Below are 16,456 nucleotides of genomic sequence, written 5' to 3'. Positions count from 1 at the left end.
GCAATTACGGGTAAGATGCGCGCCTTTGCTCCCCCAGATAAGCCGACCATGCCCGCGACTGCCCGCTTCCCTGCCCTGCCCTATTTTTTCGCCCTGATCCTCGGCCTGCTCGCCCTCGTCGGCTACTGGTATGGCCTCGGCCGGCCAGTGGTGCTGCCGGATGTGGCGAGCGCCAGCCACAAGCTGCAATGTGCCTCCTATACCCCCTTCGACAAGGACCAGTCGCCGTTCGACCAGCCGTTCACGCTGCGCCCCGAGCGCATGGACGCCGACCTGGCCCTGCTGGCCACGCGTTTCGAATGCATTCGGACCTACTCCATGACCGGCCTGGAAGCCCTGCCGGACATGGCGCGCAAGCATGGCTTGAAGGTAATGGCCGGCGCCTGGGTCAGCAGTGACCCGGTGGCGACCCGCAAGGAAATCGACGAGCTGATCACGGCCGCCAATGCCAACCCGGACGTGGTGACCTCGGTGATCGTCGGCAACGAAGCACTGCTGCGCAAGGAAGTCACGGCCAAACAACTGGTGACGCTGATCCAGACGGTCAAAAGCCAGATCAAGCAGCCGGTCACCTATGCCGATGTGTGGGAGTTCTGGCTGCAACACCCGGAAATTGCCCCAGCGGTGGACTTCCTGACCATTCACCTGCTGCCGTACTGGGAAGATGAACCATCGGGCATCGACCAGGCGCTCAAGCACGTCGGCGATGTACGCCAGACCTTCGGCAACAGGTTCGCGCCCAAGGACATATTGATCGGCGAAACCGGTTGGCCCAGTGAAGGCCGCCAACGCGAAACCGCCGTGCCGAGCCGGGTCAACGAGGCCAAATTCATGCGTGGTTTCGTGGCGATGGCCGAAGCCAACGGCTGGCGCTACAACCTGATTGAAGCCTTTGACCAGCCCTGGAAACGCGCCAGTGAAGGCGCCGTGGGCGGTTACTGGGGCCTGTTCGACGCTGATCGCCAGGACAAGGGCATCCTCGCCGGGCCGGTGACCAACGTGCCGTACTGGCCGCTGTGGCTGGGCGTCGGCGGCATCATTGTGCTAGCGACGTTGGCGCTGGGTGGCCGCGTACGCAGCGCACGCAACGCAATGGCGCTGCCGCTGCTGGGTGTGGTCGCCGCGTGCTCCATCGGTACCTGGGCTGAACTCACCCGCGTCACCGCGCGCTTCAATGATGAGTGGGTATGGGCAGGCTTGCTGGTGGTGCTGAACCTGCTGGTACTGGCGCACGCCGCGCTGGCGCTCGGTGCGAGGGACGGCTGGCGTGAACGGGCCTTCAACTGGCTGCAGCAACGTGCAGGCTGGCTGGTGGCGATTGCCGGGTTTGCCGGCGCGGTGATGATGCTGGCGCTGGTGTTCGACCCGCGCTATCGCAGCTTCCCAAGTGCGGCACTGCTGTTGCCGGCCCTGGTGTACCTGGTTCGCCCGGTGAGCGGGCCGCGTCGGGAGATTGCGTTGCTGGCCTTCATTATCGGTGCCGGTATTGCGCCGCAGTTGTTCCGGGAAGGTCTGTTGAATCAGCAGGCGTGGGGCTGGGCGCTGGTGAGCGGGCTCATGGTTGCAGCTTTGTGGCGTTGCCTGCGGGTGCGCAAGCCCTGACACCGCCATCGGGGGCAAGCCCCCTCCCACACTTGATTGGGTTCACACATTTCTTTTTGTGAATACGGTCAAATGTGGGAGGGGGCTTGCCCCCGATTGGCCCTGTCAGGCGACGCGAGGTTTTCTGACCAACCGCAACCCCGCAATCACCACCGCAAACACCGCAAAAGTGGTGTTGTAGAGCGCCAACGCCGGCAACCCGAACACCATTCCCAGCACCGCCAAGGCCCAACCCGCACGGCCCGGCACGAAAAACGCCAGCACCGACGTGATCAACGCCGCCCAACCCAGTACCTTGAAATGAATCATCAGCCCCAGGTTCGAACGCACCTGGCACTCCCAGCGGCTGGCCTCATCCGCACAGAGACCGACCCACTGCCCGTCCTCCATGAAGCCATAACGCGCGGCGTAACTGGCCGCCAACCATAACGGCAGGGCGATAAGCAGCAGGATAAACGGCAAGCGGCGGGACATGGGGCACTCCGATAGGCAAAAACGGCGCTCAGCTTAATCCCACGGCGGCCGTTAGCAAGGTGTCTGCGCAGATATCTGTTCATCAATGCGTGGCAAAGTGTATCGTCTGGCAGCTATTACTCTGATTCCGACGTTTTTTTCCGACTTTTCGTGCCGAGGGCTGGCACTTCGGTGGCAACGCGGTGGTCATAGCCTGCGAATTTCATTCAGCACCTTTCCTCTTAGGGATTAAGTCATGCTCCGTTCCTTGCGCTGTGCTGCCTTGCTGGGCAGCCTTTTTTTGAGTGCGTCAGCACTGGCCGTCGATATCGACCAGGCCAGCTATGGCTACCCTTTGACCAACCCGTTCGAAGCGACCATCGCCACTACTCCACCCGATCTTCGGCCAACCTTGCCGACTGACGACGAGATCAATCAGTCCGACTACACCTTGAACATGCGCCCTGAGCGCGAGTTCAGCCTGCCGGACAACTTCTGGGCGGTGAAGAAACTCACCTACCGTATCGCCAAGCAGGACCGCGCCGCACCGCTGATCTTCCTGATCGCCGGCACCGGTGCGCGGTTTGACAGCAGCATCAACGAGTACCTGAAGAAACTGTATTACCAGGCCGGTTACCACGTGGTGCAGTTGTCCTCACCGACCAGCTTTGACTTCATCAGCGCCGCCTCGCGCTTCGCCACCCCGGGTATCACCCAGGAAGACGCCGAAGACATGTACCGCGTGATGCAGGCCGTACGCGCGCAGAACGCCTCGCTGCCCGTCACCGATTTCTACCTCACCGGCTACAGCCTGGGCGCCCTGGATGCGGCGTTTGTCAGCAAGCTCGACGAAACCCGTCGCAGCTTCAACTTCAAGAAAGTGCTGCTGCTCAATCCGCCGGTCAACCTCTACACCTCGATCACCAACCTCGACAAGCTGGTGCAGACCGAGGTCAAGGGCATCAACAACACCACCACCTTTTATGAGCTGGTGTTGAGCAAGCTGACCCGCTACTTCCAGCAGAAGGGCTACATTGACCTCAATGACGCCCTGCTCTACGACTTCCAGCAATCCAAGCAGCACCTGACCAACGAACAGATGGCCATGCTGATCGGCACCTCGTTCCGCTTCTCCGCCGCCGACATCGCCTTTACCTCGGACCTGATCAACCGCCGTGGCCTGATCATCCCGCCCAAATACCCGATCACCGAAGGCACCAGCCTCACGCCGTTCCTCAAGCGTGCCCTGCAATGCGACTTCGACTGCTACCTCACCGAACAGGTGATCCCGATGTGGCGCGCCCGTTCCGACGGTGGCAGCCTGCTGCAACTGGTGGACCAGGTAAGCCTGTATGCACTCAAGGATTACCTGCACGCCAGCCCGAAGATCGCGGTGATGCATAACGCCGACGACGTCATCCTGGGCCCGGGCGACCTGGGTTTCCTGCGTAAAACCTTCGGCGATCGCTTGACCGTCTACCCGCTGGGCGGCCACTGCGGCAACCTCAATTACCGCGTCAACGCCGACGCCATGCTGGAGTTCTTCCGTGGCTAAATATCTTCTGCTGCTTGCCGCACTGATGTGCGCTGGCGTGGCCAATGCCGACAACAGCAAGGCCCATGAACCGGTCAAGGTCGATGCCGACGGTTTCAAGGAACCGTTGACCAAACTCAAATTCAACGCAGGCCTGGACCAGCGTGAATTCGAGCGCTCATCGCTGACCGCGCTCAACGTCTATGACCCGCTGGAGTCGTGGAACCGCCGCGTGTACCACTTCAACTATCGCTTCGACCAATGGGTGTTCCTGCCCGTGGTGGACGGTTACCGCTACGTCACACCGAGCTTCCTGCGCACCGGCGTGAGCAACTTCTTCAACAACCTGGGCGACGTGCCCAACCTGTTGAACAGCCTGCTGCAACTCAAGGGCCATCGCTCCCTGGAGACCACCGGACGCTTGCTGGTCAACACCACCCTCGGCATCGCCGGCCTGTGGGACCCGGCCACCGCCATGGGCCTGCCGCGCCAGAGCGAAGACTTCGGCCAGACCCTGGGCTTCTACGGCGTGCCGGGCGGGGCCTACGTGGTGCTGCCGATCTTTGGCCCGTCGAACGTGCGCGACACCGGCGGTTTGCTGGTGGACTACACCGCCGAGTCGCAGATCAACTTCCTCAACGTGTCCGAAGTCAGCTCCAATCACCCGGAAATCTGGGCCCTGCGCGCCGTAGACAAGCGCTACCAGACCAGCTTCCGCTACGGCCAGATGAACTCACCGTTCGAGTATGAGAAGGTGCGCTATATCTACACCGAATCGCGCAAGTTGCAGATCGCCGAGTAATTAAAAGGCGAAAAAAAGGCCATTCAATCGAATGGCCTTTTTTGTGCGCGTCAATTTATGCCCTGAGCGCTTTCCAGCCCTTGCCGACCACCCTGACCACGGCCAGCACTACCGCGCCTGCGATTATCCCCGCCACTGCATTGAGCAGCGTCGGCACCAACCACGCCAGCCCGCCCATGCTCTGGCTGACGCTTTCGATCCAGTGATGCACCACCGGCACGCCGTGGGTGAGAATCCCGCCGCCGACCAGGAACATTGCCGCCGTGCCGATCACCGACAGGCTCTTCATCATGTACGGCGCCGCGCGCAAAATCGCACCGCCGATGCTGCGCGCCACCTGGCCGGGTTTCTGCACCAGCCACAGGCCCAGGTCATCCAGTTTGACGATGCCGGCCACCAGGCCATAGACGCCGATAGTCATCACAATCGCGATACCCGACAGCACAATCACCTGCTGCATCAACGGTGCATCCGCCACGGTACCCAGGGTGATCGCAATGATTTCGGCCGAGAGGATGAAATCGGTACGGACCGCGCCTTTGATCTTGTCCTTTTCGAAGGCCACCAGGTCTGTCGCCGGGTCGGCCACCGCTTCGGTCAACTGCGCATGTTCAGCCTGATCGTCAGCCTTGCTGTGCAGAAACTTGTGGGCGAGTTTTTCGAAACCTTCGAAACACAGGTAGGCGCCGCCCAGCATCAGCAACGGCGTCACCGCCCATGGCGCAAACGCGCTGATCAGCAAGGCAGCCGGCACCAGGATCAGTTTGTTCAGAAACGAGCCCTTGGCCACCGCCCACACCACCGGGATTTCCCGCTCGGCACGCACGCCGGAAACCTGCTGGGCGTTAAGCGCCAAGTCATCGCCGAGCACGCCGGCGGTCTTCTTGGCGGCCACCTTGGTCATCAGGGCCACGTCATCGAGTACCGCGGCGATATCGTCAAGCAAAACCAACAAGCTGCTTCCTGCCATGAATCGGGTATCCGTTAAGTAAGAGATGGCGAGAGCATAGCGCGGCGCAATGCTTTACGGGTGCATTGTTGAGACCCGCAGATAGCCGGTGCTACCATGCGCAACCGCCTGTCATGGCAAGGAAGTTCCTGGTTTATGAGCACCATTCGCGAGCGCAACAAAGAAAAAATCCTGCGGGCGGCGAGCGAGGAGTTTGCCGACAAGGGCTTCGCCGCGACCAAAACCAGCGACATCGCCGCCAAGGCGGGGCTGCCCAAGCCCAACGTCTATTACTACTTCAAGTCCAAGGACAACCTCTATCGCGAGGTGCTCGAAAGCATCATCGAGCCGATCCTGGCGGCTTCCACGCCATTCAACCCCGAAGGCGAGCCCAAGGAAGTGTTGAGCAACTACATTCGCTCGAAAATCCGCATCTCCCGCGACCTGCCGTTTGCCTCCAAAGTGTTCGCCAGCGAAATCATGCACGGCGCCCCGCACCTGAGCGCCGAACAGGTCGAACAGCTCAATGCCCAGGCCAAGCACAATATCGACTGCATCCAGAACTGGGTCGACCGTGGCCTGATCGCGGCGATCGATCCTAACCACCTGATGTTCAGCATCTGGGCCGCCACCCAGACCTACGCGGATTTTGACTGGCAGATTTCAGCAGTGACCGGCAAGGCCAAGCTGGATGAAGCGGACTATGAGGCGGCCGCGCAGACCATTATCCGGCTGGTGCTCAAGGGCTGTGAGCCGGACTGATGCACCGCAGTGCCTGGGCTAATCGGGGGCAAGCCCCCTCCCACATTTGACTGTATTCTCAAATAGAAATGTGTAAACCCGATCAAGTGTGGGAGGGGGCTTGCCCCCGATAGCGACCTGACAGCCACTCAATACTTAAGCTGACACCCCCGCATCCGCCATCAACCCCACCCCTTCGATCGCGGTAATCGCGCACTGCTCGTCAATATCCGACGTATCCCCGCTGATCCCGATCGCCCCCAGCACCACACCGTCCTGATTCCGAATCAACACGCCACCGGGCGCCGGCACCACACTGCCCTGCCCCAGGCTGTTCAACGCCGCGATAAATGCCGGCCGCTGCTGCGCATCCAGCGCCAGCAGGCGCGAGCCCTTGCCCAGGGCAATCGCGCCCCAGGCCTTGCCGATGGCGATCTGCGGGCGCAACAGGCTGGCGCCATCTTCGCGTTGCAGGGTCACCAGGTGGCCGCCACTGTCGAGCACTGCAATGGTCAGCGGCGCGGCCGAAATGGTACGCCCTGCGACGAGGGCCTGGCCGGCCAGTTGGGTGGCGAGTTTCAAGGTTAAAGCGCTCATGGTGCCGTCCTTCTTTTGTTATTGGGAATGCGATGGAGGTCTGTTTGTTCAGATGCTCGATCAAACAAATAGAACACAATGACATTTGTTTTTGTATACAATATTTCCAGAAAAACCTTCCATACGTCGAAAAAAGCCGTTCCGACGAACGCAAAGGCCAGTTTATAAAATGCATTGACCTGCGTTGCTCGCCGTGAATACACTTTGTCCAGACACCACTTGTATACAATTACAAAACGCAAGAGGCACCAAAACCATGAGCAAAATGAGAGCAATCGAAGCCGCCGTACTGGTGATGCGCCGTGAAGGGGTGGACACCGCCTTCGGTATCCCAGGCGCCGCGATCAACCCACTGTACTCGGCCTTGCAAAAGGTGGGTGGCATCGATCACGTCCTTGCTCGCCACGTTGAAGGCGCCTCGCACATGGCCGAGGGCTACACCCGCACCAAGGCCGGCAATATCGGTGTGTGCATCGGCACCTCGGGCCCGGCGGGCACCGACATGGTCACCGGCCTGTACAGCGCCTCGGCCGACTCGATCCCGATCCTGTGCATTACCGGGCAAGCGCCCCGCGCACGGATGCACAAGGAAGACTTCCAGGCCGTCGACATCACCAGCATCGTCAAGCCAGTGACCAAGTGGGCGACCACCGTGCTCGAACCCGGCCAGGTGCCCTATGCGTTCCAGAAAGCCTTCTACGAAATGCGCTCCGGCCGCCCTGGCCCGGTGCTGATCGACCTGCCATTCGACGTGCAGATGGCCGAAATCGAATTCGACATCGACGCCTACCAGCCGCTGCCCCTGGCCAAACCGTTGGCGACGCGCATTCAGGTGGAAAAAGCCCTGGCCCTGCTCGACCAGGCCGAGCGCCCGCTGCTGGTCAGCGGTGGCGGTGTCATCAACGCCGACGCCAGCGAGTTGCTGGTGGAGTTCGCTGAACTCATAGGCATCCCGGTGATTCCGACCCTGATGGGCTGGGGCACCATTCCCGATGATCACCCGCTGATGGTGGGCATGGTCGGCCTGCAAACCTCCCACCGCTATGGCAACGCGACGATGCTCAAGTCGGACGTGGTGCTGGGCATCGGCAACCGCTGGGCCAACCGCCACACCGGTTCGGTGGAGGTGTATACCGAGGGCCGCAAGTTCATTCATGTCGACATCGAGCCGACCCAGATTGGCCGCGTATTCACCCCCGACCTGGGCATCGTGTCCGACGCCGGTTCCGCGCTGACGATGTTCATCGAAGTGGCCCGCGAATGGAAAGCCGCTGGCAAACTCAAGGACCGCAGCGCTTGGCTCCATGACTGCCAGCAGCGCAAGGCCACCCTGCACCGCAAGACCCACTTCGACAACGTGCCGGTCAAGCCGCAGCGGGTGTACGAAGAGATGAACCAAGTGTTCGGCAAAGACACCTGCTACGTCAGCACCATCGGCCTGTCGCAGATCGCCGGCGCGCAGTTCCTGCATGTGTACAAGCCACGCCACTGGATCAACTGCGGCCAGGCCGGCCCCCTGGGCTGGACCATTCCGGCGGCGCTCGGCGTGGTCAAGGCCGACCCGAGCCGCAAGGTGGTGGCACTGTCGGGCGACTACGACTTCCAGTTCATGATCGAAGAGCTGGCCGTGGGCGCGCAATTCAAGCTGCCGTATATCCACGTGGTGGTGAACAATTCCTACCTGGGCCTGATCCGCCAGGCGCAACGCGGTTTTGAAATGGACTACTGCGTGCAGTTGTCTTTCGACAACCTCAACGCGCCGGAGCTCAACGGCTATGGCGTGGACCACGTCGCGGTGGCCGAAGGCCTGGGTTGCAAGGCGTTGCGCGTGTTCGAGCCGGGCCAGATCCAGCCGGCACTGCGCCGCGCCCAGGAAATGATCGAAGAATTCAAGGTGCCGGTGATCGTTGAGATTATTCTGGAACGCGTGACCAATATTTCCATGGGCACCGAGATCAACGCCGTCAACGAATTCGAAGACCTGGCCCTGGTCGGCAATGACGCTCCGACCGCCATTTCCCTGCTCGATTAAGGAGAACCCTATGCCGCGCTTTGCCGCCAACCTGTCCATGTTGTTTACCGAACAGGATTTCCTTGCCCGCTTCAAAGCGGCCGCCGATGCGGGCTTTCAGGGCGTGGAATATCTGTTCCCGTATGAATTCAGCTCAGCCGAGATCAAGGCGCAGCTCGACGCCAACGGCCTGACCCAGGTGCTGTTCAACCTGCCGGCCGGTGACTGGGCCAAAGGCGAACGCGGCCTGGCCTGCCACCCCGACCGGGTCGAGGAATTCCGCGCCGGGGTCAAGCTGGCCATCGCCTACGCGCAGGTGCTGGGCAACACCCAGGTCAACTGCCTGGCGGGCATCCGGCCGCAGGGCGTGGATGACGAAACCGTGGAAAAGACCTTCGTCGCCAACCTCAAGTACGCCGCCGAGAAGTTGCAGGCGGTGGGCATCAAGCTGGTGATGGAGATGATCAACACCCGCGACATTCCGGGTTTCTACCTCAACAACACCGCGCAGGCGCTGTCGATTCGCGAGCAGGTGGGCAGTGACAACCTGTTCCTGCAATACGACATCTATCACATGCAAATCATGGAGGGCGACCTGGCCCGCACCATGGCCACGCACCTGGGCGAGATCAACCACATCCAGCTGGCCGACAACCCGGGGCGCAACGAACCGGGCACCGGTGAGATCAACTACCGCTTCCTGTTCGAGCATCTGGACCGCATTGGCTACGCGGGTTGGGTCGGCTGTGAATACAAGCCGTTGACCACCACCGAAGCCGGTCTTGGCTGGCTCAAAACTCACAACGCCATTTAACGCCCACTGATCGTTCCCACGCTCTGCGTGGGAATTCAGCCAGGAACGCTCTGCGTTCCAAAGCGTGACGCGGAGCGTCACAAGAGGCATTCCCACGCAGAGCGTGGGAACGATCTATCGAATAAAAAAGAGGATTTTCTTCATGGCTAAAATCGGATTTATCGGCACCGGCATCATGGGCCAACCCATGGCCGCCAACCTGCAGAAAGCAGGTCACCAACTGTTCCTCTCCGAGCATCATGGCAAGGCCCCGGCTGAATTGATCAGCGCCGGCGCCGTGGCCCTGGCCAACCCGCAGCAAGTCGCGCAGGAAGCCGAGTTCATCATCGTGATGGTGCCCGATACCCCGCAGGTCGAAGACGTGCTGTTGCGCGCCGACGGCGTGGCCGCCGGCCTGTCGCCCAACAAGGTGGTGATCGACATGAGTTCGATCTCACCCACCGCCACCAAGGCGTTCGCGGCAAAAATCAACGCGACCGGCGCGCAGTACCTGGATGCACCCGTGTCCGGTGGTGAAGTCGGCGCCAAGGCCGGCACCCTGAGCATCATGGTCGGCGGCGAGCCGCAAACCTTCGAACGCGCGCTGCCGCTGTTCCAGGCGATGGGCAAGAACATCACCCTGGTCGGCGGTAACGGTGATGGCCAGACCGCCAAGGTCGCCAACCAGATCATCGTGGCGCTCAATATCCAGGCGGTGGCCGAAGCGTTGCTGTTCGCCTCCAAGAACGGCGCCGACCCGGCGAAAGTGCGTGAAGCGCTGATGGGCGGCTTTGCCTCGTCGAAGATCCTGGAAGTGCATGGCGAACGCATGATCAAGGGCACCTTTGACCCAGGCTTTCGCATCAACCTGCACCAGAAGGACCTCAACCTGGCGCTGGCCGGTGCCAGGGAGCTGGGGATCAACCTGCCGAACACCGCCGGCACACAACAAGTGTTCAGCACCTGTGCGGCGATTGGCGGCGGTAACTGGGACCACTCGGCGCTGATCAAGGGGTTGGAGCATATGGCGAATTTTTCGATTCGCGATAAATAAGCCGCAATGAAATGCAAATCAGTGTGGGAGGGGGCTTGCCCCCGATAGCAGTGTTTCAGTCACATCATCTACACCTGACACACCGTCATCGGGGGCAAGCCCCCTCCCACATTTAGTCCCATTTCAAGTCTGAAATTGCTGCAGCCCTAATAACAAGAACCCCCCGGGAGCCCGCTTATGTCGGTCGATCCACAACACCTGCTTCGCGAGCTGTTCGCCACGGCCATCGACGCCGCCCATCCCCGACAAGTGCTGGAACCTTACCTGCCCGCCGACCGCAGTGGCCGCGTGATCGTGATCGGCGCGGGCAAGGCCGCCGCCGCCATGGCGCTGGTGGTGGAGGACTGCTGGCAGGGCGAGGTGTCCGGCCTGGTCGTCACCCGCTACGGCCATGGCGCACCGTGCAAGAAAATCGAAGTGGTCGAAGCCGCGCACCCCGTGCCCGACGCCGCCGGCCTCGCCGTGGCCAAACGCGTGCTGGAACTGATCAGCCATTTGAACGATGACGACCGCGTGATTTTCCTGCTCTCCGGCGGCGGCTCGGCATTGCTCGCCCTGCCCGCCGAAGGCATTACCCTGGCCGACAAGCAAAGCATCAACAAAGCCCTGCTCAAGTCCGGCGCGACCATTGGCGAGATGAATTGCGTGCGCAAGCACCTCTCGGCGATCAAGGGCGGGCGATTGGCCAAGGCTGCGTGGCCCGCAACGGTCTACACCTACGCGATTTCCGATGTGCCGGGTGACCAGGCGACGGTGATCGCGTCCGGCCCCACGGTGGGCGACCCAAGCACCTCGCAACAGGCCCTGGCGATTCTCAAGCGCTACAGCATCGACGTTCCCGCCTCGGTGCGTAACTGGTTGCAGGACCCCGCGTCGGAGACCGTCAAACCCGGCGACCCGTTGCTCGCCCGCAGCCACTTCCAACTGATCGCCCGGCCGCAGCAGTCCCTGGAAGCGGTGGCGGTGAAAGTACGCCAGGCCGGTTTCAGCCCGCTGATCCTCGGCGACCTCGAAGGTGAAGCACGCGACGTGGCCAAGGTGCACGCCGGTATCGCCCGGCAGATTGTGCAGCACGGCCAGCCATTGGCGGCGCCGTGCGTGATCCTCTCCGGCGGCGAAACCACCGTCACCGTTCGCGGCAATGGGCGTGGCGGGCGCAACGCAGAGTTTCTGCTCAGCCTCACCGACAGCCTCAAGGGCCTGCCCGGCGTCTACGCCCTGGCCGGCGACACCGATGGCATCGACGGTTCGGAAGACAACGCCGGCGCAATCATGACCCCCTGCAGCTACCGCCGCGCCGAAGCCCTGGGCCTGAGCGCCAGCGACGAGCTGGATAACAACAACGGCTACGGCTATTTCGCCGCCTTGGGCGACTTGGTTGTCACCGAGCCGACCCGCACCAACGTCAACGACTTCCGCGCCATCCTGATCCTTGAGACTGCCAAACATGACGCCTGACAAGAAGGTCAAAATCCTCGCCACCCTGGGCCCGGCCACCGATGGGATCGATGACATCCGCGAACTGGTGGAAGCCGGGGTGAATATCTTCCGGCTGAACTTCAGCCACGGCGACCATGCCGATCACGCGCAACGCTACCAGTGGATTCGCCAGGTAGAGCGCCAGTTGAACTACCCGCTGGGCATCCTCATGGACCTCCAAGGGCCCAAGCTGCGGGTGGGACGTTTTGCCGAAGGCAAGGTGCAACTGGTGCGCGGCCAGGCGTTGCGCCTGGACCTGGATGAAACGCCAGGCGATCAACGTCGGGTCAACCTGCCCCACCCGGAAATCATCGCGGCACTGCAACCGGGCATGGACCTGTTGCTGGACGACGGCAAGCTGCGCCTGCGCGTGCTCACCAAACACGCCGACGCCATCGACACCACGGTGCTCAATGGCGGCGAACTATCTGATCGCAAAGGCGTGAACGTGCCGCAGGCGCTGCTGGAACTCAGCCCGCTCACCGCCAAGGACCGTCGCGACCTGGCGTTCGGCCTGGAGTTGGGCGTGGACTGGGTGGCGCTGTCGTTTGTGCAGCGCCCGGAAGACATCCGCGAAGCCCGCGCGCTGATCGGCGACCGGGCGTTCCTGATGGCCAAGATCGAGAAGCCCTCGGCGGTGCAACGGCTGCGGGAAATCGCCGAACTGAGCGATGCGATCATGGTCGCCCGCGGCGACCTGGGCGTGGAAGTGCCGGCCGAAAGCGTGCCGCAAATCCAGAAGGACATCATCAAAACCTGCCGCCAGCTGGGTAAACCGGTGGTGGTGGCGACACAGATGCTCGAATCCATGCGTTTCTCCCCGGCACCGACCCGCGCCGAAGTCACCGACGTGGCCAATGCGGTGGCCGAAGGCGCGGACGCGGTGATGCTGTCGGCGGAAACCGCATCGGGCGACTACCCGCTGGAAGCCGTGCAGATGATGAGCAAGATTATCCGCCAGGTGGAAAACGGCCCGGATTACCAGGCTCAGTTGGACGTCAGCCGGCCGAGGGCGGATGCCACGGTGTCGGACGCCATCAGCTGTGCGATCCGGCGTATCAGCAGCATCCTGCCGGTGGCGGTGCTGGTGAACTACAGCGAGTCGGGCGCTTCCAGCCTGCGCGCGGCCAGGGAGCGGCCGGTGGCGCCGATCCTCAACCTCACACCGAACCTGTCCACGGCAAGGCGCTTGAGCGTGGCGTGGGGGGTGCACTCGGTGGTCAACGATCGGTTGCGCCAGGTGGATGAGGTGTGTTCCACCGCGCTGGAGATCGCCCAGGCGCAAGGCATGGCGCAACGCGGGGATACCTTGGTGATTACCGCGGGGGTGCCGTTCGGGCAGTTGGGGTCTACCAATTCGCTGCGTATCGAAACCCTACTGTAGGAGCGAGCTTGCTCGCGAAAAACGTCAACGATGACGCGGGCATCCTGAATGCACGCGGCGCCCTTGGGTTTTTCGCGAGCAAGCTCGCTCCTACAGGGAGCTGCCATGCACAACCCCACCTGCCCCGACTGGGCCGAAGCCCTGCTCAATGGCTTCAGCCAGATTTTCCTGCAGCGCCACCCGCTGTGCGGCCTGCTGTGCCTGCTGGCGATCCTGATCGGCGCCCCGGCGTTGCTCGGCGGCGCCTTGCTGGGCGGCGTCGCGGGGTTGCTCACGGCCCAGCGCCGGGGTTACCCCAAGCCTGAGCGGCAGGCCGGCTTATATAGCTACAACGGCGTGCTGCTGGGCCTGTTGATCAGCCAGCACTTTGCCTGGTCGGCGCTGGTACCGCCGCTGATCCTGGCGTGTGGCGGCCTGAGCGCAATGCTGGTGCGCCAGTGGTTCAAGCATGCCTCGCGCCCCGAGAATTTGCCCGCCTACACTGCGCCCTTTGTCGGCCTGGGCTGGTTGCTGCTGGGCAACATGGCGCCAGGCACCCTCGCCTTGAGCGAGCCCGATACGCTGGCGCTGCTCGGCGCCCCATTCACCGGGCTGGCGCAAGTCATGTTGCTGGACCAGCCCCTGGCCGGAGCCTTGATTGCGTTCGGCCTGCTGCTGGCTGACCGTCGCGCCGCCATGTGGGCACTGACCGGCGCCATCGCCGGCATACTGGTCGCCGTGCTGCTGGGCGAAACCAGCGGTGCCCTGCTCGGCCTGCACAGTTACAACCCCGCGCTGGCCGCCCTGGCGCTGAGCCAGTCTCGCCGCCGCCCCTGGTTGCCGCTGATTGGCATCGTGCTGGCCATCCTGCTCACGCCGGGCTTCGCCGCGCTGCATTTGCCGGCGCTGACCGCGCCGTTCATTCTCGCCTGCTGGCTGGTGCGCGCCAGCCAGCGAATGCTGCGCACACCGCGCATGGACAGGCCGTTCGAATCCCCCTAGGCTTTGCCGATATTCATCTCGGGCAGCACTTATGGACAGCAACAACGACTGGCGCCAGCGGCTCTACGTCATGGTTTTTCAAAGCGACACCGTCGCCGGGCGCCGCTTTGACGGCATCCTGTTGCTGATCATCCTCGCCAGCCTGGTCATCGTGATGCTCGACAGCATCGACCAGATCCACCAGAACTACGCCAACGTGCTGGCGTATATCGAGTGGGGCTTTACCGTCATCTTCCTGATCGAGTACGGCCTGCGGCTTTACTGCTCGCCCAAGCCATTGCGCTATGCCTTCAGCTTTTACGGCCTGGTGGATCTGCTCGCCATCGTCCCCGGCATCCTCGCGCTGTATTACAGCGACGCGCAGTACCTGCTGATCATCCGCATCATCCGCATGCTGCGGATCTTTCGCGTGCTCAAACTCAGCCCGTACCTCAAGCAGGCCAACTACCTGATGGCGGCGCTGCGCGGCAGCAAGCAGAAGATCGTGGTGTTCCTGGTGAGCGTGTGCACCCTGGTGACGGTGTTCGGTACCCTGATGTACGTGATCGAAGGCCCGGAACACGGATTTACCAGCATTCCCAAGGGCATCTATTGGGCGATCGTGACGCTCACTACCGTGGGTTTTGGCGACATCGTGCCCAAGACTCCCCTGGGCCAGGTGATTTCATCGCTGGTGATGATCACCGGTTACTCGATCATTGCCGTGCCCACCGGGATATTCACCGCAGAACTGGCGAGCGCCATGCGCGGTGAACAACTGCAGACCGACTGCCCGGTATGCCAGAAAAACAGCCACGAGCCCAATGCAGCATTCTGCTCGCGCTGTGGCAGCAACCTGTTTAAGAAAGTGGAATAAGCAAAGTTCTTTTTAATCTTTAAGCGACTATGCGGCCCCGGCTATAGTCGCTGGCATTGTGCCTCCCCCCTTCTCTCGAACAACAAGGAATGAGCAGTGAAAAACATCCTCAGCGCCTCTCTCCTGGCCGCCGGCCTGGCCCTGGCCGGCGCCGTCCAGGCTGCACCGGTCACTCTGCTCAACGTCTCCTACGACGTGATGCGTGATTTCTACAAAGACTACAACGCCGCCTTCCAGAAACATTGGGACGCCGAGCACCCGAATGACAAGCTGACCCTGCAGATGTCCTTCGGCGGCTCCAGCAAACAGGCGCGCTCGGTGATCGACGGCCTGCCCGCGGACGTGATCACCATGAACATGGCCACCGATATTAACGCCCTGGCCGACAACGGCAAGCTGGTGCCGGACAACTGGGTCACGCGCCTGCCGAACAACAGCGCACCGTTCACCTCGGCTACCGTGTTTATCGTGCGCAAGGGCAACCCGAAGGCTCTGAAAGACTGGCCGGACCTGCTCAAGGATGGCGTACAGGTCATCGTGCCCAACCCGAAGACCTCGGGTAACGGCCGCTACACCTACCTGTCGGCCTGGGGCTACGTACTGAAGAACGGCGGCGATGAAGAAAAAGCCAAGACCTTTGTAGGCAAATTGTTCAAACAAGCGCCGGTACTCGACACCGGTGGCCGCGCCGCCACCACCACCTTCATGACCAACCAGATCGGCGACGTGCTGGTGACCTTTGAAAACGAAGCGGAAATGATCGCCCGTGAATTCGGTCGTGATCAGTTTGAGGTGATCTACCCAAGCGTTTCCGCCGAAGCCGAACCGCCGGTGTCGGTGGTGGACAAAGTGGTCGAGAAGAAAGGCACCCGCGTGGCCGCTGAAGACTACATGAAGTACCTGTGGTCGCCGGAAGGTCAGGAAATCGCCGCCAACAACTACCTGCGCCCGCGTGATCCGAAGGTACTGGCCAAATACACCGACCGTTTCCCGAAAGTCGACTTCCTGTCGGTGGAGAAGACCTTTGGCGATTGGCGCACCGTGCAGAAAACCCACTTCAACGATGGTGGGGTGTTCGACCAGATCTACTCCGGCCAGTAAGCGTTTCCTCAATACTGTGGGAGGGGGCTTGCTCCCGATAGCGGTGGGTCAGCAGCACAGGCATTGACTGATACACCGCTATCGGGAGCAAGCCCCCTCCCACATTATTTCGCGGCATG

The 16,456-nt window shown here is 61.9% G+C and carries 15 protein-coding genes; 12 read left to right on the top strand and 3 right to left on the bottom strand.

From position 1 onward, the window contains the following. The first annotated feature begins 48 nt into the window (after positions 1–48). Entirely contained in the window at positions 49–1,602 is a 1,554-nt protein-coding gene (locus QF045_RS11545) for a glycosyl hydrolase family 17 protein (protein ID WP_306492298.1), read from the top strand. Between the two features lie 105 nt (positions 1,603–1,707). Here the strand turns inward: QF045_RS11545 and QF045_RS11540 are convergent, their stop codons facing one another. Continuing rightward, entirely contained in the window at positions 1,708–2,076 is a 369-nt protein-coding gene (locus QF045_RS11540; RefSeq protein ID WP_306492297.1) for a hypothetical protein, read from the bottom strand. Positions 2,077–2,311: 235 nt separating this feature from the next. Here QF045_RS11540 and QF045_RS11535 point away from each other — a divergent pair, with 235 nt between their 5' ends. Both QF045_RS11535 and QF045_RS11530 read left to right on the top strand, forming a co-directional pair. Next, positions 2,312–3,610 carry a serine/threonine protein kinase gene (locus tag QF045_RS11535; protein WP_057722697.1) on the top strand — a complete coding sequence of 433 codons (1,299 nt, stop codon included), beginning with the start codon at positions 2,312–2,314 and terminating at the stop codon, positions 3,608–3,610. Next, entirely contained in the window at positions 3,603–4,391 is a 789-nt protein-coding gene (locus tag QF045_RS11530; protein ID WP_306492296.1) for a VacJ family lipoprotein, read from the top strand. The genes QF045_RS11535 and QF045_RS11530 overlap by 8 nt, the downstream gene beginning before the upstream one ends. A 55-nt stretch (positions 4,392–4,446) precedes the next feature. Here QF045_RS11530 and QF045_RS11525 read toward each other — a convergent pair whose 3' ends face one another. After that, the gene (locus QF045_RS11525) at positions 4,447–5,361 is read right to left on the bottom strand and encodes a DUF808 domain-containing protein (protein ID WP_306492295.1); all 915 of its coding nucleotides are present in this window, start codon (positions 5,359–5,361) and stop codon (positions 4,447–4,449) included. Between the two features lie 135 nt (positions 5,362–5,496). On the opposite strand from QF045_RS11525, the gene QF045_RS11520 reads away from it, so the two are divergent. Continuing rightward, positions 5,497–6,102 (top strand): TetR/AcrR family transcriptional regulator, encoded by a 606-nt coding sequence (locus QF045_RS11520; RefSeq protein WP_306492294.1) that lies wholly within the window; start codon positions 5,497–5,499, stop codon positions 6,100–6,102. A gap of 135 nt (positions 6,103–6,237) precedes the next feature. Here QF045_RS11520 and QF045_RS11515 read toward each other — a convergent pair whose 3' ends face one another. Beyond that, entirely contained in the window at positions 6,238–6,678 is a 441-nt protein-coding gene (locus QF045_RS11515) for a heme-binding protein (RefSeq protein WP_124385821.1), read from the bottom strand. A 256-nt stretch (positions 6,679–6,934) separates the two neighbouring features. Here QF045_RS11515 and gcl point away from each other — a divergent pair, with 256 nt between their 5' ends. The 8 genes from gcl to QF045_RS11475 all read left to right on the top strand — a co-directional run bounded on the left by gcl (position 6,935) and on the right by QF045_RS11475 (position 16,337). Continuing rightward, positions 6,935–8,710, top strand: a complete 1,776-nt coding sequence (gene gcl / locus QF045_RS11510) for a glyoxylate carboligase (RefSeq protein ID WP_306492293.1) — start codon at positions 6,935–6,937, stop codon at positions 8,708–8,710. A gap of 10 nt (positions 8,711–8,720) precedes the next feature. After that, the gene (gene hyi / locus QF045_RS11505) at positions 8,721–9,503 is read left to right on the top strand and encodes a hydroxypyruvate isomerase (protein WP_306492292.1); all 783 of its coding nucleotides are present in this window, start codon (positions 8,721–8,723) and stop codon (positions 9,501–9,503) included. A 142-nt stretch (positions 9,504–9,645) separates the two neighbouring features. Next, positions 9,646–10,536 carry a 2-hydroxy-3-oxopropionate reductase gene (locus QF045_RS11500; RefSeq protein WP_306492291.1) on the top strand — a complete coding sequence of 297 codons (891 nt, stop codon included), beginning with the start codon at positions 9,646–9,648 and terminating at the stop codon, positions 10,534–10,536. A 177-nt stretch (positions 10,537–10,713) separates the two neighbouring features. Beyond that, a complete protein-coding gene (locus QF045_RS11495) occupies positions 10,714–11,994 on the top strand; it encodes a glycerate kinase (RefSeq protein ID WP_306492290.1) in 1,281 nt (426 codons plus the stop codon). Continuing rightward, a complete protein-coding gene (gene pyk, locus QF045_RS11490) occupies positions 11,984–13,399 on the top strand; it encodes a pyruvate kinase (RefSeq protein ID WP_306492289.1) in 1,416 nt (471 codons plus the stop codon). The genes QF045_RS11495 and pyk overlap by 11 nt, the downstream gene beginning before the upstream one ends. Positions 13,400–13,504: 105 nt before the next feature. Beyond that, positions 13,505–14,380: an urea transporter gene (locus QF045_RS11485; RefSeq protein ID WP_306492288.1), complete on the top strand. Its 876-nt coding sequence runs from the start codon at positions 13,505–13,507 to the stop codon at positions 14,378–14,380. A 31-nt stretch (positions 14,381–14,411) separates the two neighbouring features. Beyond that, a complete protein-coding gene (locus QF045_RS11480; RefSeq protein ID WP_306492287.1) occupies positions 14,412–15,236 on the top strand; it encodes an ion transporter in 825 nt (274 codons plus the stop codon). Positions 15,237–15,332: 96 nt separating this feature from the next. After that, positions 15,333–16,337 (top strand): sulfate ABC transporter substrate-binding protein, encoded by a 1,005-nt coding sequence (locus QF045_RS11475; protein WP_306492286.1) that lies wholly within the window; start codon positions 15,333–15,335, stop codon positions 16,335–16,337. Positions 16,338–16,456: the final 119 nt, after the last annotated feature.

Source organism: Pseudomonas sp. W4I3, from assembly GCF_030816195.1.
Classification (GTDB): domain Bacteria; phylum Pseudomonadota; class Gammaproteobacteria; order Pseudomonadales; family Pseudomonadaceae; genus Aquipseudomonas.
This window is presented reverse-complemented; position numbering and strand designations above follow the sequence as displayed.